The organism is Blautia sp. HA9023 (genome assembly GCF_056504095.1).
The window spans coordinates 91,458-111,689 of the sequence record NZ_JBWLUR010000009.1; the positions used below are offsets into that span (position 1 = coordinate 91,458).

At 45.3% G+C, this 20,232-nt stretch carries 16 protein-coding genes, 2 tRNA genes, 1 pseudogene and 1 riboswitch; of the genes and pseudogenes, 11 read left to right on the forward strand and 8 right to left on the reverse strand.

The window, feature by feature from the left end:
* Positions 1 to 22 precede the first annotated feature (22 nt).
* The 5 genes and pseudogenes from groL (at position 23) to AC04Q6_RS14200 (ending at position 5,941) form a co-directional block, all read left to right on the forward strand.
* Complete coding sequence (groL, locus tag AC04Q6_RS14180) at positions 23 to 1,642, forward strand: chaperonin GroEL (protein WP_021975898.1); 1,620 nt, start codon at positions 23 to 25, stop codon at positions 1,640 to 1,642.
* A gap of 117 nt (positions 1,643 to 1,759) precedes the next feature.
* Entirely contained in the window at positions 1,760 to 2,263 is a 504-nt protein-coding gene (locus tag AC04Q6_RS14185) for a DUF6106 family protein (protein WP_021975899.1), read from the forward strand.
* A gap of 67 nt (positions 2,264 to 2,330) precedes the next feature.
* Complete coding sequence (gene guaB, locus AC04Q6_RS14190) at positions 2,331 to 3,785, forward strand: IMP dehydrogenase (protein ID WP_021975900.1); 1,455 nt, start codon at positions 2,331 to 2,333, stop codon at positions 3,783 to 3,785.
* A 57-nt stretch (positions 3,786 to 3,842) separates the two neighbouring features.
* Positions 3,843 to 3,924, forward strand: a riboswitch (ZMP/ZTP riboswitch).
* 87 nt (positions 3,925 to 4,011) lie between these two features.
* Positions 4,012 to 4,725 carry an IMP cyclohydrolase gene (locus tag AC04Q6_RS14195; protein WP_021975901.1) on the forward strand — a complete coding sequence of 238 codons (714 nt, stop codon included), beginning with the start codon at positions 4,012 to 4,014 and terminating at the stop codon, positions 4,723 to 4,725.
* A gap of 30 nt (positions 4,726 to 4,755) precedes the next feature.
* Positions 4,756 to 5,941, forward strand: a pseudogene (locus AC04Q6_RS14200) (phosphoribosylaminoimidazolecarboxamide formyltransferase).
* A 167-nt stretch (positions 5,942 to 6,108) separates the two neighbouring features.
* Here AC04Q6_RS14200 and AC04Q6_RS14205 read toward each other — a convergent pair.
* Together AC04Q6_RS14205 and AC04Q6_RS14210 are read right to left on the reverse strand one after the other, a co-directional pair.
* Positions 6,109 to 6,181 (reverse strand) — tRNA-Gly (locus AC04Q6_RS14205).
* 123 nt (positions 6,182 to 6,304) lie between these two features.
* On the reverse strand, positions 6,305 to 7,003 hold the full coding sequence (locus tag AC04Q6_RS14210) for a lysozyme family protein (RefSeq protein WP_021975903.1): 699 nt from the start codon (positions 7,001 to 7,003) through the stop codon (positions 6,305 to 6,307).
* A gap of 162 nt (positions 7,004 to 7,165) precedes the next feature.
* Here AC04Q6_RS14210 and AC04Q6_RS14215 point away from each other — a divergent pair, with 162 nt between their 5' ends.
* Complete coding sequence (locus tag AC04Q6_RS14215) at positions 7,166 to 8,245, forward strand: 3D domain-containing protein (protein WP_476389746.1); 1,080 nt, start codon at positions 7,166 to 7,168, stop codon at positions 8,243 to 8,245.
* Between the two features lie 195 nt (positions 8,246 to 8,440).
* On the opposite strand, the gene AC04Q6_RS14220 is transcribed toward AC04Q6_RS14215, so the two are convergent.
* Positions 8,441 to 8,513 (reverse strand) — tRNA-Phe (locus AC04Q6_RS14220).
* A gap of 132 nt (positions 8,514 to 8,645) precedes the next feature.
* The gene (locus AC04Q6_RS14225; RefSeq protein WP_476389747.1) at positions 8,646 to 9,830 is read right to left on the reverse strand and encodes an iron-containing alcohol dehydrogenase; all 1,185 of its coding nucleotides are present in this window, start codon (positions 9,828 to 9,830) and stop codon (positions 8,646 to 8,648) included.
* A gap of 313 nt (positions 9,831 to 10,143) precedes the next feature.
* Between AC04Q6_RS14225 and AC04Q6_RS14230 the strand changes: the two genes are divergently transcribed.
* Positions 10,144 to 11,052: an NAD(P)/FAD-dependent oxidoreductase gene (locus AC04Q6_RS14230; protein ID WP_118071682.1), complete on the forward strand. Its 909-nt coding sequence runs from the start codon at positions 10,144 to 10,146 to the stop codon at positions 11,050 to 11,052.
* A 98-nt stretch (positions 11,053 to 11,150) separates the two neighbouring features.
* Entirely contained in the window at positions 11,151 to 11,450 is a 300-nt protein-coding gene (trxA, locus tag AC04Q6_RS14235) for a thioredoxin (protein ID WP_021975907.1), read from the forward strand.
* A 2-nt stretch (positions 11,451 to 11,452) separates the two neighbouring features.
* Here the strand turns inward: trxA and AC04Q6_RS14240 are convergent, their stop codons facing one another.
* Positions 11,453 to 12,133: a Crp/Fnr family transcriptional regulator gene (locus AC04Q6_RS14240; protein WP_021975908.1), complete on the reverse strand. Its 681-nt coding sequence runs from the start codon at positions 12,131 to 12,133 to the stop codon at positions 11,453 to 11,455.
* 224 nt (positions 12,134 to 12,357) lie between these two features.
* On the opposite strand from AC04Q6_RS14240, the gene AC04Q6_RS14245 reads away from it, so the two are divergent.
* The 3 genes from AC04Q6_RS14245 to AC04Q6_RS14255 all read left to right on the forward strand — a co-directional run bounded on the left by AC04Q6_RS14245 (position 12,358) and on the right by AC04Q6_RS14255 (position 15,344).
* Positions 12,358 to 14,043 carry a B12-binding domain-containing radical SAM protein gene (locus AC04Q6_RS14245; protein WP_178087522.1) on the forward strand — a complete coding sequence of 562 codons (1,686 nt, stop codon included), beginning with the start codon at positions 12,358 to 12,360 and terminating at the stop codon, positions 14,041 to 14,043.
* Between the two features lie 104 nt (positions 14,044 to 14,147).
* A complete protein-coding gene (locus AC04Q6_RS14250) occupies positions 14,148 to 14,762 on the forward strand; it encodes an AIR synthase-related protein (protein ID WP_118071683.1) in 615 nt (204 codons plus the stop codon).
* Between the two features lie 81 nt (positions 14,763 to 14,843).
* Entirely contained in the window at positions 14,844 to 15,344 is a 501-nt protein-coding gene (locus AC04Q6_RS14255) for a tRNA (cytidine(34)-2'-O)-methyltransferase (RefSeq protein WP_021975912.1), read from the forward strand.
* Between the two features lie 168 nt (positions 15,345 to 15,512).
* Here the strand turns inward: AC04Q6_RS14255 and AC04Q6_RS14260 are convergent, their stop codons facing one another.
* From AC04Q6_RS14260 to AC04Q6_RS14270, 3 genes are read right to left on the reverse strand one after another with little or no spacing between them, the layout of a single operon-like run.
* Positions 15,513 to 16,922: a sensor histidine kinase gene (locus tag AC04Q6_RS14260; protein WP_021975913.1), complete on the reverse strand. Its 1,410-nt coding sequence runs from the start codon at positions 16,920 to 16,922 to the stop codon at positions 15,513 to 15,515.
* Complete coding sequence (locus tag AC04Q6_RS14265; protein WP_015524367.1) at positions 16,919 to 17,620, reverse strand: response regulator transcription factor; 702 nt, start codon at positions 17,618 to 17,620, stop codon at positions 16,919 to 16,921. The genes AC04Q6_RS14260 and AC04Q6_RS14265 overlap by 4 nt, the downstream gene beginning before the upstream one ends.
* A gap of 16 nt (positions 17,621 to 17,636) precedes the next feature.
* Positions 17,637 to 20,018 (reverse strand): endonuclease MutS2, encoded by a 2,382-nt coding sequence (locus AC04Q6_RS14270; RefSeq protein WP_118071684.1) that lies wholly within the window; start codon positions 20,016 to 20,018, stop codon positions 17,637 to 17,639.
* Between the last annotated feature and the right edge of the window lie 214 nt (positions 20,019 to 20,232).

Sequence of the window (20,232 nt, forward strand, 5' to 3'; positions counted from 1 at the left end):
ATAAATAGGAGGTCATTTTATCATGGCAAAAGAAATTAAATATGGCGCAGAAGCAAGAGCAGCACTTGAAGCTGGTGTAAATAAACTTGCAGATACAGTAAGAGTAACACTTGGACCGAAAGGAAGAAACGTAGTACTTGACAAATCTTTCGGTGCTCCGCTTATCACAAACGATGGTGTTTCCATCGCAAAAGAGATCGAGCTTGAGGACGGATTCGAGAACATGGGTGCTCAGATCATCAAGGAAGTTGCATCCAAGACAAACGATGTAGCAGGTGATGGTACTACAACAGCGACTGTACTTGCTCAGGCAATGGTTCATGAGGGAATGAAGAACCTGGCAGCAGGTGCCAACCCGATCATCCTCAGAAAAGGTATGAAAAAAGCAACAGATGTTGCAGTAGAAGCAATCAAGAACATGAGCCAGGCAATCAACGGCAAAGAGCAGATCGCTAACGTAGCAGCAATCTCTGCAAGTGATGAGCAGGTTGGACAGCTTGTTGCTGATGCTATGGAGAAAGTTTCCAAAGACGGTGTTATCACTGTTGAGGAGTCCAAGACCATGCATACAGAGCTTGACCTTGTAGAAGGTATGCAGTTTGACCGTGGATATATTTCCGCATACATGTCCACAGATATGGAGAAAATGGAGGCAACTCTTGATGATCCGTACATCCTGATCACAGACAAGAAGATCAGCAATATCCAGGAGATCCTTCCACTTCTTGAGCAGGTTGTTCAGGCCGGTGCGAAACTTCTCATCATCGCTGAGGATGTTGAGGGTGAGGCCCTTACAACTCTGATCGTCAACAAACTGAGAGGAACCTTCCAGGTAGTAGCTGTAAAAGCTCCTGGCTATGGTGACAGAAGAAAAGAGATGCTTCAGGATATCGCGATCCTGACAGGCGGACAGGTGATCTCCGATGAGCTTGGTCTTGACCTGAAAGAAGCTAAGATGGAGCAGCTTGGACGTGCAAAATCTGTTAAAGTTGCAAAAGAGAACACAGTTATCGTTGATGGTCTCGGTGACAAAGATGCCATTGCAAAACGTGTTGCACAGATCCGTGCTCAGATCGAGGAGACAAAATCCGAGTTCGATAAAGAGAAACTTCAGGAGAGACTTGCAAAACTGGCTGGCGGCGTAGCTGTTATCCGTGTAGGTGCTGCTACTGAGACAGAGATGAAAGAAGCAAAACTTCGTCTTGAGGATGCTCTTGCAGCAACAAGAGCAGCTGTTGAGGAAGGTATCATCGCAGGTGGCGGATCTGCTTACATCCATGCTTCCAAAGAGGTTGCAAAACTTGCAACAACTCTTGAAGGAGATGAGAAGACAGGTGCTTATGTGATCCTGAAAGCTCTTGAGGCTCCGCTGTTCCACATCGCTGCAAACGCAGGACTGGAAGGCGCTGTTATTATCAACAAAGTAAGAGAGTCTGAGATCGGTACAGGCTTCGATGCTCTCAATGAGAAATACGTAAACATGGTTGAGAACGGAATCCTTGATCCGGCTAAGGTTACAAGAAGTGCTCTTCAGAATGCTACAAGTGTTGCATCTACACTCCTTACAACAGAGGCTGTAGTTTCCACAATCAAAGAAGATACTCCGGCTCCGGCTGCAAACCCGGGAATGGGAATGATGTAATTATCAGCTGAGCAGGTGAAATAATTAATTCACAAAATGAGAGGGCCTGCGTCATAGACGCGGCTCTCTTTTTGTGTTATAATCAAAAAGTCAGTAAATTACGAAAGGAAGAAACAAATGAGTGACTTATATTCAGAGCTTCTGGTAAAAAAGAAGCAGACAGCGAAAGATCTGGTTGTGAAATACGGTCTGATAGCGCTGACGGTGATCATGGTTCTGGGAGGCCTTGTGCTGAATGTACTTTTGCTGGTACCGGCTATTGCACTTGGTATTGCATGTTATTTTGTAATACCGAAGACAGATCTGGAGTACGAGTATCTGTTTGTTAACGGAGAACTGGACATTGATATGATCATGTCAAAATCAAAAAGGAAAAGAGTGAAATCGCTCCAGCTTGCGGAGGCAGACCTTGTGGCACCATTAAAGTCCCACAGAATGGACTATTATAATGGCAATCAGAAGATGAAAGAGTATGATTTTTCATCAGGAATTGAGGATCATAAACGCTATGCAATGATCATAAGAGACAGTGGAGAAACCTGCAAAGTGATTCTGGAACTGGATGACGCACTTGCAAACACCATGAAAAATTCTGCACCAAGTAAAGTTTTTTTGGATTGACATGAATCTTGTTTTTTGTTACACTAGTTCACAAATTTAAAATATCTTACACAAGGGAGGAAATGCAATGGGTACTATTATTGGTGAAGGCATTACGTTTGATGACGTCCTTCTGGTTCCGGCTTATTCTAAAGTGATTCCGAATCAGGTAGATGTTTCAACGTATTTAACCAAGAAAGTAAAGCTGAATATCCCCATGATGAGTGCGGGAATGGACACAGTTACAGAGCACAGAATGGCAATTGCCATGGCCAGACAGGGTGGTATCGGTATCATCCACAAGAATATGTCCATCGAAGCACAGGCAGAAGAGGTTGATAAGGTTAAACGTTCTGAGAACGGTGTTATTACAGATCCATTTTATCTTTCACCGGAGCATACACTGAAAGATGCCAATGATCTGATGGCGAAATACCGTATTTCCGGTGTTCCGATCACAGAAGGCAGAAAGCTTGTAGGTATTATCACAAACCGTGATCTTAAATTTGAGACAGATTTCAGCAGAAAGATCAAGGAGTGCATGACTTCTGAAGGACTGATCACAGCCAAGGAAGGAATCACACTTGAGGATGCCAAGAAGATCCTTGCGAAATCCCGTAAGGAGAAATTACCCATTGTAGATGACGACTTTAATTTAAAAGGACTCATTACCATCAAGGATATCGAGAAACAGATCAAATATCCGCTTGCAGCCAAGGATGCACAGGGACGTCTTCTCTGTGGTGCGGCAGTTGGTATCACAGCCAATGTACTTGCACGTGTAGATGCACTTGTGAAAGCGAATGTGGATGTAATCGTAATTGATTCCGCACATGGTCATTCTGAGAATATCTTAAAAGCAGTCCGCGAGATCAAGGCTGCATATCCGGAACTTCAGGTTATCGCAGGTAACGTTGCAACAGGAGCAGCTACCAAGGCACTGATCGAAGCTGGTGTAGATGCAGTTAAAGTTGGTATCGGACCTGGATCTATCTGTACCACACGTGTTGTTGCAGGTATCGGTGTACCGCAGGTTACTGCTGTTATGGATTGCTATGAAGTAGCCAACAGCTACGGAATCCCGATCATCGCAGATGGTGGAATCAAGTATTCCGGAGACATCACCAAGGCTATCGCGGCAGGCGCCAATGTCTGCATGATGGGCAGCATGTTTGCTGGATGCGATGAGAGCCCGGGAACATTCGAGCTCTATCAGGGAAGAAAATATAAAGTATACCGTGGAATGGGATCTATTGCAGCTATGGAGAACGGCAGCAAGGATCGTTACTTCCAGGAGAACGCCAAGAAGCTTGTTCCGGAAGGTGTTGAAGGACGTGTTGCATACAAAGGACACGTTGAGGATACCGTATTCCAGTTAATTGGCGGTTTAAGATCCGGTATGGGTTACTGCGGAGCAGAGAACATTGAGAAGCTGAAAACAACAGGCAGATTCATTAAGATCTCCGCTGCATCTCTCAAGGAGTCACATCCACATGACATCCATATCACAAAAGAGGCTCCAAACTACAGCGTAGACGAGTAAAGAATATTTCAGAAAATAGGGACTTGAAAATTCAGAAGAAGTATTGTAGTATAACAACAGAAGCTGCATGACTGGCGGAAAGTAGGATTACCTACAGGGAGTGCAGTGAAATGAGAAGCCGACCGCCTGGGCAGCCTGATAAAGGGGTGTCCAGGCGGTTTTTTGTTACCTGTTAATACCTGGAATGATCCCCGGGCCTTACATTAGACAAGGAGGACTGTGAAAAATGACTACATTTTCACTTGAAAAAGAACTGAAAGAGAATTCCTACCCAGGAAGAGGAATTGTGATCGGACGTTCCGCTGACGGAAAGCACGCTGTTACCGCATATTTTATCATGGGAAGAAGTGAGAACAGCAGAAACCGTATTTTTGTTGAGGATGGTGAGGGAATCCGCACACAGGCATTTGACCCGTCCAAACTTACAGACCCGAGCCTGATTATTTATGCACCGGTACGTGTCCTTGGAAACAAGACGATCGTAACAAACGGTGATCAGACAGATACCATCTATGAGGGCATGGACAGACAGCTTACTTTTGAGCAGTCTCTCCGAAGCAGAGAATTTGAGCCGGATGCACCGAATTATACACCTCGTATTTCCGGTGTTCTTCATGTGGAGAACGGAAAATTCAGCTATGCAATGTCTATCTTAAAGAGTAACAATGGAAATCCAGATTCCTGCCTCCGTTATACATTCGCTTATGAGAATGCGGCAGCAGGACAGGGTCGCTTCATTCATACTTATAAATGTGACGGAAACCCGCTTCCAAGTTTTGAGGGAGAGCCGAAGCCGGTAGAGATTCCGGATGATATTGATGATTTTACAAACCTTCTCTGGGAGAGCCTGAATCAGGACAATAAAGTTTCCCTGTTTGTCCGTTTCATTGACATTGAAACAGGTAAATATGAATCCAGAATTGTAAACAAGAATAAATAATCAATATCGCAGAGAACGGAGGATTTTTCCATGAAAGAATTACAGTTAAAATACGGATGCAACCCGAATCAGAAACCATCCAAGATTTATATGGCAGACGGAAGTGACCTTCCGATCCAGGTACTTTCCGGAAGACCGGGCTATATTAACTTCCTGGATGCGTTTAACGGCTGGCAGTTGGTACGTGACCTTAAGAAAGCAACCGGACTTCCGGCAGCAACTTCTTTTAAACATGTATCTCCGGCAGGTGCTTCCATCGGACTTCCGCTGAATGAGACACTGGCCAAGATCTACTGGGTAGATGATATGGACTGGAAGGATTTTTCCCCGCTTGCATGTGCGTATGCAAGAGCAAGAGGTGCAGACCGTATGTCATCTTTCGGTGATTTCATTTCTCTTTCTGATGTCTGCGACAAGGATACCGCAATGTTGATCAAAAGAGAGGTTTCGGATGGTGTGATCGCACCGGGATATACAGAGGAAGCACTGGAAATCCTGAAACAGAAGAAAAAAGGCAACTACAATGTAATCCAGATCGATGAAAATTATGTTCCGGAGCCACTGGAGCACAAGCAGGTATTTGGTGTTACTTTTGAGCAGGGACGCCAGGAGCTTGCAATCAATGATGAACTGATCTCCAATATTGTAACAGAAAATAAAGAGCTTACAGAGGAAGCCAAAAGAGATCTGAAAGTTTCTCTGATCGTTCTGAAATACACACAGTCCAATTCCGTATGCTTTGTAAAAGATGGACAGGCGATCGGCGTTGGTGCAGGTCAGCAGTCACGAGTTCACTGCACACGTCTTGCAGGTCAGAAGGCAGATAACTGGTATCTCCGTCAGTGCCCGAAGGTGCTGAATCTTCCGTTTAAAGATACCATCACACGTGCAGAGAGAGACAATGCCATCAATGTTTACATTGGTGAGGAGTATATGGATGTTCTTGCAGATGGTGCATGGGAGAAAACATTTACCGAGAAACCGGAAGTGTTTACAAGAGAAGAGAAGCGTGCATGGCTGGATGGCCTTACAGAATGTGACTCTTGGTTCAGATGCATTCTTCCCGTTCAGTGATAATATTGAGCGTGCACATAAGAGTGGCGTGAAATATATTGCAGAGCCAGGCGGATCTGTCCGCGATGATGCAGTTATCGATACTTGCAATAAGTATGGAATGGTAATGGCATTTACAGGAATCAGACTTTTCCATCACTAAAATATATGAGTATGTAATAAGACAGAATAAGAATGTCTGCCTTATATAAAAGATCCCGGATCAGGATTCCTTTCAGGAAGTTCCGATTCGGGATCTTTTTGCATGGTTCAGCTATCGTATTTTTTATGGCATAAAAAAAGAACTCTGAATGATTCAGAGTTCCGAAGAGCGATAGACGGGGCTCGAACCCGCGGTCTCGACCTTGGCAAGGTCGCGCGTTACCAACTACGCCACTATCGCATGTGTCTTATCTTACGAGATGTTTCCCTCATCGACAAGACATATATTAGCATAGTTTTTATGGTATGTCAAATCTTTTTTTTGATTTTTTTGAAAAATTAAAAAAAAGAAGACATTTCAAGATCAGGATGTTTCAGATCCGCTGCTTGTATGATAATAGCGAAGTACGTGATCAGGATAATACTGGTCACCGTAATCCCATGGCCCTGCCGGATCGTGAAGAGGATCATCTTCATCACGTTGTCTGCCACCACTTGCCATCTGGGCGAATGCCTGGGCGCTTTCAGTTGTCCAGGAAGTTTCTCCGTTTTTTTCGAGATAAGAGAAATAGGAATCTGTGCCAAAGTTATAGGCCTGCAGGGCAAGGCGGATATGGGGCAGATCAGCAGGTCCGGTGCATCCGGATTTATCCAGGGCATATTTCAGCTCCTGAATTCCACAGGAGATAGAGTAGGAAGGATCTGTGATTCCGTTGGGCTGCTGAGGATACTGCGTGTTATAAGCGCCTTCTGATGACTGCATGGGATCGGTTCCCTGACCGGAGCTTTCCTGCATCATAACTGCCAGGATCAGATCTACATAGTCAGACATGCCATATTGGGCGGCTTCTGTGGAAACTTCATCCCGGTAGGCTTCACAGGATGCATTGATCTGGTGCGTAGTTGTCTGCTTTCCGGAAAATCTGGGTAAGCGCAGAAAAATACATCCGAGAATCAGCAGGAAGATGCAACCCAGGAAGATTTTCTGTCTGCGGACCTGGCGTATGCGGAGACGCTGACGTTGTTTTTTTGTAAGTTTATGATTCTTTCGTTTTGTATTCATAAGCTTATTTTACCCGTCAGATGGGGATTTGACCAGTTAAGAAATGTGATCTTTTTGTTAAAATTTTCTGAAGACTGACTTGCAAAATTGCAAAATACGATCTGATATGCTATGATAGTCGGGACAAACCGCAGAATGCCGGAAAAAAGGAGGCAAGATTTCATGCGTAAAAGGCTTCTTGCAGTTATTTTGTGTGCTTCCATGATGTTCCCTGTATCAGCATCTGCAGAGGTACTTGGATATGAAGCGACACTGAATACATATACACAGGAGAAAAAATCACCCCAACAGTTTCAGATTGATGATGGGGAAGGAAATACAGTAAATGCACTGGCGAAGACAGATACTCTTTATGTCACTGCGAAGAACACTGCAATTCGGTCCAATCCAGGAGAAAGCGGAACAGAACTTCGATCTGTTCTTCTGGGAACGAAACTAGAGAGAGTTGCCGTATGTGACAACGGATGGAGTAAAGTCACATTTCAGAAAGACGGAGAGGACAAGATTATCGGTTATGTTCAGGATAGCGTGCTCAGTGATACGGAAACCGTGAATAAATTTACGGATACAGTCACGGCAGCCAAAGACAGCGATATTCTTGATTATCCGGGAAAAAAAGACGGAGAAGTAGTAGGAGAAGTTCTTCAGGATGATGAACTGAAGAGGACTGGTACAGTAGATGACATCTGGAGCCGTATCGTTTACACAGATGACAGTGGCGCACAGCAGACGGGATATATTCCTACCAGTTGTCTGGAAGGATACCAGGAGACTGAGGTGGCCAAAGCAGAACAGGAAAAGAAAACAAAAGCCGGCTCCCTTACCAAGAGCTCCGGAGAGGGTATTTTTGCAAATGCCGTAGATGGCGTGACATCTACAGGTGGTTCCGGAACATCTGCCAATGGAGTGCAGATTGGAACACCGGTATCTGTTTCCTCAGATGCAACATTGAAATCTCTGGGAACTTTCCGTATTACCCATTACTGTCCATGCAGTATCTGCTGTGGTCCGTGGTCAAACGGAATCACATCTACAGGCGTAACAGCAACAACCAATCATACCATAGCAGTAGATCCCAGCCAGATTCCTTATGGTTCCAAGGTAGTGATCAATGGACAGGTTTACGTTGCGGAGGATTGCGGAGGCGCGATCCGTACCAACTGTATTGATGTTTATGTTGCCACACATTCAGAGGCAGAAGAGAAAGGCGTATTTTATACAGAAGTTTATCTCCTTCAGTAAAAATGCAGGAAATCATCTACAACTACAATATGTGATGTAATACGTATAACAAAAAATACTGCATCAGACTTTACGTATAAATCGGAATATAAATATCCGCTTTATCAGAAAACGTCGAATGCAGTATTTTTTATTTATAAAAAGAAAAACTCTGTTCAACAGGAAACAGGAACTGTGAACAGAGCAAAAAAATAATGCCCAGAGCCGGAATCGAACCAGCGACACGAGGATTTTCAGTCCTCTGCTCTACCAACTGAGCTATCTGGGCATGTCTCTTTCGAGTACTTTATTACTTTAACACATTTATGTAGAGAATGCAAGGGAAAAATGAAAAAAAGCAGATGTTTTTCTGAAAAATCCGATTTTCAAAAAAGCATCTGCAATATTATATTTGGCGCATTTATCGTGCAGCCAGATAAATTTTTTCCATATCTTTCATATTTAACTGTTTGAAAACGCCGATGGTGCGGGTATCTTCATAACTGCACTTAAATGCCAGATCGTGGATATCTTTTTCTGTAAGGTCAAGACCAAGCTCATGAAGGCTGGTAGGCATTTGAATGGAACGGAAATAATCTTCCATAGCCTCGATACCGGCAAGGGCGGTTTTGTTGAAATCGATACTGCATGGGATTTCGAATACGTTGGTGGCAAACTGGGCAAAACGCTCCGGATTTGCGTCATAGACATAACGTGCCCAGCTTCCCCACAATGCGGCCAGACCGGCACCGTGAGCTACATCGTAGGTCCCTCCAAGTTCATGTTCCAGCTGATGACATGCCCAGTCACCGCCACCGGTTCCACAGCCGGTAAGACCGTTGTGAGAGAGACTTCCTGCCCACATGATTTCTGCTCTGGCGGTATAATTATCCGGCTCTTTCAGCAAGATACGGGAATTGTAGATTACCGTCTGCATAAGGGATTCGCTGATGCTGTCTGTAATTTCCATAGTTTCGATATTTACGAAATACCGTTCCATGGTATGCATCAGGATATCCACACAGCCGCTTTCTGTCTGGTACTGAGGTAAGGTGTATGTAAGCCGTGGATTCAGAATGGCAAAACGTGGCCTGCACAGGTCATTTCGGGCAGTACTGCGTTTCAGCCAGCCGTCTTCATTTGTGATGACGCAGGAATTGCTCATTTCACTTCCGGAAGCTGCGATGGTAAGGATCACACCAACTGGAAGACAGGCTTTTGGAGTTTCGGTGCGGAGGAAAAAGTTCCATACATCGGTTTCCGGATTTGCAAGGCCGTAACCGATGGCTTTACAGGAATCAATAACACTTCCGCCTCCTACAGCAAGAAGAAAATCCACATTTTCTCTGCGGCAGAGCTCAATTCCCTCCCGGACCTTGGAAAGCCGTGGATTTGGAACGACGCCTCCAAGAGTTACATAGGCAATTCCTGCCTCGTTAAGTACGGATCTGATTTCATCAATAAGACCGGATTTAACGGCACTGTGTCCGCCGTAGTGGATCAGAACTTTTTTACAATGCTGTTCTTTCAGAAGTGTGGCAACTTTAAGATGTGTATCTTTTCCAAAAACCACCCGTGTGGGGGTAAAATATTCAAAACTTCTCATAATAAATAACTCTCCCTTATTTCATAACTGATCTATCTGAAATATTCAAAAACAAACAATAAAATTGAATGGTCTGCATCAGCAAAACTGTTATAATAATAGCATAGAAGAAGTCAGGGTGCAAGATTTCGGAAAACGTTTGCAACAGGAAAAACAGGGAAGATAAAGATGATAAAAAGGGTGTAATTCCAGAAGGGTGTGGTATAATAGGTTCTGTGAGAAAGCAAAAGTGACTTAATCACAGAAACAGACCGATGCAGAGCGTATATTATAAAACAGATTTCAAAGAAGCAGAAGAAAGCAGGTGTCTGAAATGGAAAATATCATTATCGTAGGAGCAGGCCCGGCAGGAATTTCCGCAGCTCTTTATGCAGCGAGAGGAAATATGGACCCGCTGATCATCAATACAGGAATCGGTTCACTGGAAAAAGCAGAGAAGATCGAGAATTATTACGGACTTGAGAGACCTCTTTCCGGAAAAGAACTTTTTGAAAGAGGACTTGAACAGGTCAGGGCACTTGGTGTCAGGATCCTGGATGCCCAGGTCGTGGGAATGGGAGGCTTTGATACCTTTGAGGTGAAAACAACGGAAGGCGATTTTGAAGCCCGCAGTGTGATCCTGGCAACGGGAAGCAAAAGAGCTTCTGCGAAGATCCCGGGAGTGAAGGAATTTGAAGGAAAAGGAGTCAGCTACTGTGCAGTATGCGATGCTTTTTTCTACCGCGGAAAAGATGTGGCGGTTCTTGGAAACAGCGATTTTGCCCTTCATGAAGCTGAGGAACTTTCTCATACAGCTTCTCATGTGACGATTTTTACAGATGGAAAGAAACCGGAATTTTCAAAGGAGAATGCGATTGACGTGAATACCATGAAAATTCAGGCAATTGAGGGAGATGAGCGTGTTCAGGGACTTCGCCTGAAAGGAGATGTATCTTTACAGGAAGCAGGCGAACCGCAAACGTCATTTGCACCCGCAGAAGGTGTTTTTGTGGCCTTGGGCACAGCCGGAAGTTCAGAAATGGCCCGCCAGATTGGTGCGGAACTGAATGAAAAAGGAAATATCCGGGTGAATGAGGAGATGGAAACAACGGTTCCAGGACTGTATGCGGCAGGGGATTGTACCGGAGGCCTTCTTCAGGTGGCAAAAGCGGTACATGATGGAGCGCAGGCAGGCCTTTCCGCCTGTCAGTATGTGCGGAAACTTTTGAAAGAGCAGGCATAGAGTGCATACAGTATAAATTCAGAAGAAAGGCAGAAACTGATAACGATCAGAAACAGGATCGGATTTTATAACATATAAATTTAAGGAGGAATTTTATCATGGCAAAAGTTTTTACAACAGACAATTTTGAAACAGAGGTATTAAATGCAGAGAAACCGGTACTGGTAGATTTCTGGGCAACCTGGTGCGGACCGTGCAGACGTCAGGCTCCTGTTGTGGAAGAACTGGCAGAAGCAGGATACGAAGTAGGGAAAGTAGACGTAGATAAAGAGCCGTCTCTTGCACAGCAGTATAAGATCATGAGTATTCCTACACTGCTTGTGTTTAAAGGTGGAAAAGAGACTGCACGTTTTGTGGGACTGACATCAAAAGCAGAGCTTGAAGCAGCACTTCAGTAAGATCAGAAAGTATTCATCATTTCATAAAGACGGCTTTTATCCAGAATGCGGATCGATCCCCGTGAGATCTGGATAGAGCCGTCTTTATTCATTTTTTTGAGGCTGCGGCTGACTGCCTCCCTGGCACTTCCGATGGAGCGGGCGATTGCCTCCTGGGTGAGAGTGAGTTCATCAGAACCGGTATCTGCAGCTTCGTCCAGCAGGAAGGCTGCGATCCTCTGAGGTAACGTCATAAAAAATGTCCGTTCGATTCCGGCGATCACATCCGAGAAATGTTCGGTTGTCCGTTTATAGATGAAATTTTCCAGATAGATATTGTTTTTCATCAGCCGGGAAAAAGGAACTGCCGGAAGCAGAAGAAGATCACAGTCTGTTTCCGCATCGATCTGCACATCAAATGTGATGGCAGAAAGCATACAGGAAGCGGAAAGGGTGCAGATATCACTGTCCCTTAAACGGTACAGTGTGGCTTCTTTTCCCTGAGAGGACAGAAGGTACACGCGGAGAACGCCCTTCAGAAGAAAAAGAGTTCCCAGACACTGGCGTTCTTCTGACTGTATGGCAGCACCTGCCGGGTAATGAAGTTCACGGATATTATCAAGAAGAAAATCCTGGTCTTCTTCGGTCATATGTTCCCAGAAGGGAAAAGCCTGAAAATAGTTCAGGCAGCTGTTTCGGTCCATAAAAAGGTACTCCTTTATAAAAGATGTAGTATCCATTTTAACGCTGTTTGAATGGAAATACAACAGAAACGGAATCTTTGTTGCAAAAGAGGAATCCGGTTTTTCTATTTACATCCGGGGATGGGAACGCTATAATCATAAGGCGAAAGAATCAAACGGAGAAATAATGAAAAATGCCGGGTAAAGAGGGAGATCATCCGGCGGAAGTTAGGAGAATACAAATTTTGAAAATTTTACTTGCAGCGTGCAACGCAAAATATATCCATTCCAATCTTGCAGTATACAACCTGAAATCCTGTTCTGGAGAGTACAGCCCCAATGTAGTGATCAAAGAGTATACGATCAATCAGATCCAGGATGATATTTTAAAGGACATTTATCTGGAACAGCCGGATGTGATCTGTTTTTCCTGTTATATCTGGAATATTTCCTTTGTAAAAGAACTGGTACCGGATCTTAAGAAAATCCTTCCACATGTGGATTTCTGGGCAGGCGGTCCGGAAGTATCTTACGATGCGGTGGAATTTCTGAAAAAGAATCCCGCGTTTTTTGGTGTGATGGTAGGAGAGGGAGAAGAAACTTTCCATGAACTGGCAGGCTATTATATAGAAAGAAAACCGGAAAACCTGAAAGAAATCCGAGGTGTGGCATTTCATGACGAAACCAAAGTCCCGGATATTGTACACACAGGCTGGCGGGAACTGATGGATTTAAGTAAAGTTCCGTTTGCATACAGCAACCTTACAGAGTTTAAAAACCGTATCATCTATTATGAAAGCAGCAGAGGGTGTCCATTTTCCTGCAGCTACTGTCTTTCTTCCATAGATAAGAAGCTCCGGTTCCGGGATATTGAACTTGTAAAAAAAGAACTGCAGTTTTTTATTGATAATAAAGTTCCACAGGTCAAATTTGTGGACCGTACCTTCAACTGTAAACATGACCACGCCATGGCAATCTGGCGGTATATTACAGAGCATGACAACGGGATCACGAACTTCCATTTTGAAATTTCCGCGGACCTTCTCCGTGAGGAGGAACTGGCTCTGATGAAAACCATGCGCCCGGGCCTGATCCAGCTGGAGATCGGGGTACAGTCTACCAATCCGCAGACCATCAAAGCTATTCGGAGAACCATGGATTTTGAAAAACTGAAAGGAATCGTAGAGCAGATCCACAGCTTTGGAAATATCCACCAGCATCTGGATCTGATCGCAGGACTTCCCTATGAGGGATATGAAAGCTTCCACAAGTCTTTCTGCGATGTCTATGCACTGCGGCCGGAGCAGTTTCAGCTTGGTTTTCTGAAAGTGCTGAAGGGTTCGCATATGATGGAGATGACCGGAGAATATCAGATCCTTTACAAAGACCGGGAACCTTATGAAGTGCTTTCCACAGCCTGGCTGACCTACGGGGAGATTTTGGGGCTGAAAATGGTGGAAAGTATGGTGGAAGTGTATTATAATAGTGGTCAGTTCAAACACACCCTTGTATTTCTGGAACAGTATTTTGAAGATCCTTTCCGGATGTATGAGGCACTTGGCAGATTTTATGAGAAAAAAGGATACTCGGAGATTTCTCATTCCAGGATGAGACGCTATGAGATCCTGATGGAATTTGCCGGAGAACAGAAAGAGATCCCGCTGGAAGTCCTTTCCGATGTGATGCTTCTGGATCTTTATCTTCGGGAGAATTTAAAGAGCAGACCATCTTTTGCATCCGATCAGAAGCCATACGAGCGGCTGATCTGGGATTACCGGAAAGTGGAAAAAATCCCGAAGACCGCCCATATCGAGGTGTTCCGGGATGGAAAGACGATTCTTTTCGATTATACAGACAGGGATCCTTTGACCAACAATGCGCGATTAACGGATATTACAGATGAGGTGAATAAAAATTATGGGAATGTTTGATCCGAAAAAAAGAAAAGTGATCACAGCGATCATCGCAGTTATTCTGGTTCTGGCAATGGTAGTTCCGACTGTGCTTTCGCTGATCATTTACTAAGGCGGCAGTTATGAAACTTGGGAAAAAAGCACTGGAGGCACTTCAGGCGGAAATTGACGGACAGCTGAAACCCGGAGATGAACTGATCGTGGCAGGCCCTGTGGCAGCAGAAGGTACGGCATGGATTGCAGAGAACTACCATGACAGACTGCGGGAAGTTTTTTCGGAACGGTTCCTTGAAGATGCCGGAAAACTTCCGGAAGTTTACGGAACAGGAATGAAAAAAGAGAACAATAAGGTCTGGAAGATGGCGGAAGCGTCCGGAGCCAGTGCCAGGTATCTGATGGGGGAAGGCGGCTTTCTGTCTGCGCTCTGGAAAATGGCGGAAGCATCCGGAGTGGGACTTAGCGCAGACCTTCGAAGCGTACCCATCCGACAGGAAACCATAGAGATCTGTGAGATCTTTGATGTGAATCCCTATAAACTCCTTTCCGGTGGAAGCATTCTTCTGGGAATCCAGGGTGGCGATGCGTTTGTGCAGGAGTTACGAAGAGAAGGGATCATGGCAGCAGTGATCGGGCAGACCAATTCCAGAAATGACAGGCTTCTCTACAGCGGCGGAAATGCCAGATATCTGGAGCGGCCGGCGGAAGACGAATGGAAAAGATTGAATATAAATCGTTGAATGTTTGCAGCATTTAGGATTATATACAGCGAAGCGGATTGCGAATATCCGCTTGACAGTTTTATAGAAAAGAGGAAAATAATGGGAGTTTTAAACATTGTACTCCATGAGCCGGAAATTCCGGCAAATACAGGTAATATCGGCAGAACCTGTGTGGCAACAGGAACCAGATTACATCTGATCGAGCCGCTTGGTTTCCGTCTCAATGAGAAGGCAATCAAGCGTGCAGGCATGGATTACTGGGAACATCTGGATGTGACCAGATATCTGGACTATGAGGATTTTCTCAAGAAGAATCCGGGAGCGAAGATCTATTACGCAACCACCAAGGCGCCTCAGACTTATACAGATGTAAAGTATGAGGATGACTGTTTTATTATGTTTGGCAAGGAAAGTGCGGGAATTCCGGAGGATATTCTGGTGAAAAATCAGGAAACCTGCGTGAGGATACCTATGATCGGGGATATCCGTTCCCTGAATCTGAGCAATTCTGTTGCTATTGTGCTTTATGAGGCGTTGCGCCAGCATAATTTTGCACATATGAATCTGGAAGGGCATCTGAGAAATTACGACTGGAAATAAGATTGTGAACGGATTGAAAAATTGAAAGTAAATGTCTGATTTACATACCGAATAGCAAGCTGAAGAAGATTTATAGAGTAAATAAAAGAACCTCTGATTCGGAAAGATTGCAGGAAATATTAAGGAATATTTCTTTTACATCCTTCTGGATCAGAGGTTTTTTATGTTTTATTTTGCTTTTTCCAGGGTAAAAATAAATTCCGTTCCCACACCAACAGTGCTGATTACATTAATATTCTGCTTGTGGGCGTTGATGATCTCTTTCACAATAGCAAGTCCAAGGCCGGTTCCCTTACGGTCTTTTCCACGGGAGGCATCAATCTTGTAGAAACGGTCCCAGATTTTGGAAAGACTTTCTTTTGGAATTCCGGTTCCCCGGTCTTTGACAGAGACAAAAACTTTGCCATGGTTGACGGTTGTTTCCAGTGTAATGGAAGAATTGTCGCTGCTGAATTTTACTGCATTGTCCAATAAATTGTACAGTACCTGCTGGATCTGCTCCATATCCGCGCGGACGAACAGCTCTTTGCCTGCCAGAAGGAGTTCCAGCCGGATATTCCGCTCCGAACAGGTCCCCTCGAAGGAGGCCGCTGTAGTACGGATGGTTTCGTTGATATCAAAACGCCGCATGTGCATCATCCGTTTTTTGACATCCAGTTCGTTTAAGGTGAGGAGGCTTCGGGTCAATTTCTCCAGACGTGTGGATTCAAAGGCAATGACTTTCAGATAGCGTTCCTGCATTTCCGGTGGGATGGTACCATCCAGCATGGCTTCCACATATCCTTTGATGGAGGTCAGAGGTGAGCGGAAATCATGGGATACGTTGGAGATAAACTGTCGCTGATATTCTCCGTTTTTGTTCAGCTTGTCTGCCATGTAATTCAGGGAGTGGGAAAGATATCCCATCTCATCTTCAGAATCCACTGGAATCGTATAGGAAAGATTTCCGTTGGCAAATTCCAGAGCGCCTTTTAAAATTTTTTTCAGAGGTTTATGGACCCGGTAAAAGTAGATCAGAAGAAAACTGAAAAACAGTGCATAGATCACAATAAAGATCAGGATCATAACCTCTACGATATTGCTGCGGCTTTCGTAGAGGTTTTTCATAGGGTAGTGGATTGCCAGATAACCAATCACCTGGTCTGTATCTTTTATGGGAACGACGGTGCTTAACTGCGTGGTTTTGAATGTCCCATAAAACGTACCGGAAGAATAACAGATATTTTCGTAATCTGCAGGCCGGAAATTTTTGACAGTGATCTCACCGGAGCCGGAAGACTGTTCATCTGTGTTTATCAGAACGGTTCCGTCCGTGTCCATGACCCAGAAATCTGCATTTTGAAATGCGGCAGCAGAGGAAAGAGCCAGGGAGAGGGAGGCATTTTCCGGGTCTTTTACAGACTGACGGAGTTCATTTCCGGAAACCATCTGGCTGGCTGCGCGGTAAAGGGACTCTCCGGTGGAGCGTTCAAGCCTTTTTTCTACCAGATAGGAGCCTCCGGAGGAAAGGAGCAGAAAGCAGATTCCGCCCAGCACAAAATACAGGATCAGCAGTTTGGTATAAAGATGCTGTTTCATGAATCTTTTACCTCAAATTTGTAACCGATCCCCCAGACGGTGGAAAGCGCCCAGTTTGGATTATCCTTGATCTTCTCACGGAGACGTTTGATGTGAACGTCTACAGTCCTGGTATCTCCGATGTATTCATAGCCCCAGATATGATCCAGAAGCTGCTCCCTTGTGAAAACCTGATTGGGAGAAGCTGCCAGGAAATAGAGAAGCTCCAGTTCCTTTGGCGGCATATCGATCTGATGTCCCATATAAGTCACGGAATAGTTGGTCAGATTGATCACCAGATCCGGGTAGGAAACACATTTTTCCTTTGGTGCGGCAGACGGTGATTTTACATGGAATCTGCGAAGCACTGCACGGACACGGGCAACCAGTTCTTTGGAGTCGAAAGGTTTGATGATGTAATCGTCTGCTCCAAGTTCCAGTCCCAGGACTTTGTCAAAGGTTTCTCCTTTGGCGGAAAGCATGATGATCGGTACATCGGAAGTATGACGGATCTCACGACATACCTGGTATCCGTCAATACCCGGGAGCATCAGATCCAGAAGGATCAGATCCGGGTGAAAAATATGGAACTGCTTCAGGGCTTCCTCGCCGTCATTTACGATCTTGGTCTCAAAGCATTCTTTTGTGAGATAGAGAGCTACCAGCTCAGCAATGTTGTTGTCATCGTCAACAATGAGGATTTTCTGTTTTGTAGCCATGGTTTCCGCTCCTTTTTTATTTCTTAAATTCTACGATGGTTACGCCGGCATCGCCTTCTCCGAATTCTCCGAGACGGAAGGAAGCTACATGTTTCTGGCGTTTCAGGTAATTGTGGACACCTTTTCTGAGGGCGCCGGTACCTTTTCCGTGAACAATGCGGACGGATTTCATGTGTGCGATGTAGGCGTCATCCAGATATTTGTCCAGCTCTGCAACTGCTTCGTCCACGGTTTTTCCCAGAAGATTGATCTCTGTGGAAATGCTGGCCGCTTTTGACATGCGGATCTTTCCGGCACCGGTACGTTGCATGGACGGGGTGGTGATCACCGGCTCGTCCACAAGCTCCAGATCGGAGATATGTACTTTGGAACGGATGATTCCCATCTGCACAAAGAGATATCCCTTGGAATCCGGATGGCTGGAAACGGTTCCTTTCAGATTCAGGCTGAGAACTTTTACAGTATCGCCAAGAGAAAGATCGGATGGTTTCAGCTGCTTCTTTGGTTTTTGCTTCTGCTGTTTGGAAGACATGCCTTTTTCAGCCTTTGACATACGTTTCTTCAGATTCTGGCGCTCTTTTTCCACAGAAGCGGTATCTACGTGATCCTTCTGGAATTTATGGAAAAGTTTCATGGTCTGGTCTGCGTATTCCTTGGTATCACGGAGAATCGCATGTGCCTGTTCATTGGCTTCTCTTAAGATGCGTTCTTTTCGTTCGTCCAGTTTTTCTTCTTTTTCCTGGAGGGATTTTTTCAGTTCTTCTACCTGCTCTTTGTAACGGGCAATTTCTGCACGTTCGTTTTCGATGGTGACTCGGCTCTGCTCCAGGGATGTCAGAACATCTTCAAAAGATTCATCCTGTTCACTGATCTGCTCTTTTGCCTTGTCGATGATGAAATCCGGAAGTCCCAGTTTGGAGGAAATGGCAAATGCGTTACTTTTTCCGGGAACACCGATCAGAAGACGGTAGGTGGGGCGTAAAGTTTCCACATCAAATTCACAGCAGGCATTTTCCACACCCGGGGTAGAGAGGGCATAGATTTTCAGCTCACTGTAATGAGTGGTTGCCATGGTGCGGATGCCCTGTTCGTGAAGATGGGACAGGATCGCAATGGCAAGAGCAGCACCCTCGGTAGGGTCAGTACCTGCACCAAGCTCATCGAAGAGAACCAGGGAATCCTGATCTGCGGATTTCAGGAAGGAAACCACGTTTGTCATATGAGAGGAGAAGGTACTTAAGGACTGCTCAATGCTCTGCTCGTCTCCGATATCTGCATAGACTTCGCGGAAAAGTGCAAGTTCAGAACGGTCCAGTGCCGGGATATGAAGGCCTGCCTGGCCCATAAGGGTAAGAAGTCCCACGGTTTTCAGGGAGACAGTTTTACCACCGGTGTTTGGTCCTGTGACAACCAGGAGGTCAAAATCATCTCCAAGGCGGATATCAATAGGAACGGCTTTTTTCTTGTCGATCAGCGGGTGACGGGCCTGGCGCAGGCGAATCCGTCCTTCAGTATTGAAGATCGGTTCGCTGGCATTCATGTCCATGGCAAGAGCGGCGCGGGCAAAAATAAAGTCCAGCTGTACCATGATGGAAAGATCTGCATGGATGGCTTCCAGTTCTGCAGCTACCTGCTGGCTTAAGGAGGCAAGGATCACTTCGATCTCTTTCTGTTCTTTCAGCTCCAGCTCGCGGATGTCGTTGTTCAGTTTGACAACAGCCATAGGCTCAATGAAAAGAGTGGAGCCTGTGGCGGACTGATCGTGGATCATGCCGGCTACCTGGCCTTTGTACTCGGCTTTTACCGGGATACAGTAGCGGCCGTCACGCATGGTGATGACGGAATCCTGAAGATAATTCCGGGCGCTTCCTGCAACCAGAGAAGAAAGCTGGGTGTGGATCCGGTCGTTGGTGGCCTTGATGCTGCGGCGGATCTGACGAAGGGTGCTGCTGGCATCGTCACTGATCTCATCCTCGGAAAGGATACAGCGGCGGATCTCTGTGCTCAGAGGTGTGAGAGGTTCCAGTGCCGCAAACATTCCGTCAAGTGAATCGGTCATTCCATCGTCACGGTCACTTCTGGAATAGGCTTTGACACGGCCGGTATTTTCCAGAAGACTGCAGACGGAAAGCAGCTCCGGCGCGTTCAGGGCGCTGCCTACAGTAAGACGTTTCAGTGTGCCCCGGATATCCTTGACACTTCCAAAGGAAATGCCGCCTTTTTTGAACAGGCGTGCAAGGGCATCGTGGGTCTGCAGCTGCATGGACCGGATTTCCTCGATATCTGTGGAAGGGGTAAGCTTCCGGCAGAGATCTTTTCCCATGGGGGAGGAAGCATTGTCTGTCAGCAGATCTATGATTTTATAGTATTCAAGTGCTTTGTATGCTTTTTTGTTCATTGTTGCTGTAGTTACTCCTTTTTGTTACTTCTGTTGATCTCGTGTTTTTCTGCGTAACACAGGATATGCAAAAAAACACTTCGTTTCCTATTTTACATGATTTCCATAGCAAAGGAAAGTAAAATGTGTTATGATACTGAATAAAGCCCGGATGTAAGGGGAGACTGTGCGAAAATGCAGGGAAAGCCCGGACCGGGATGCAGCCAGAGACCGT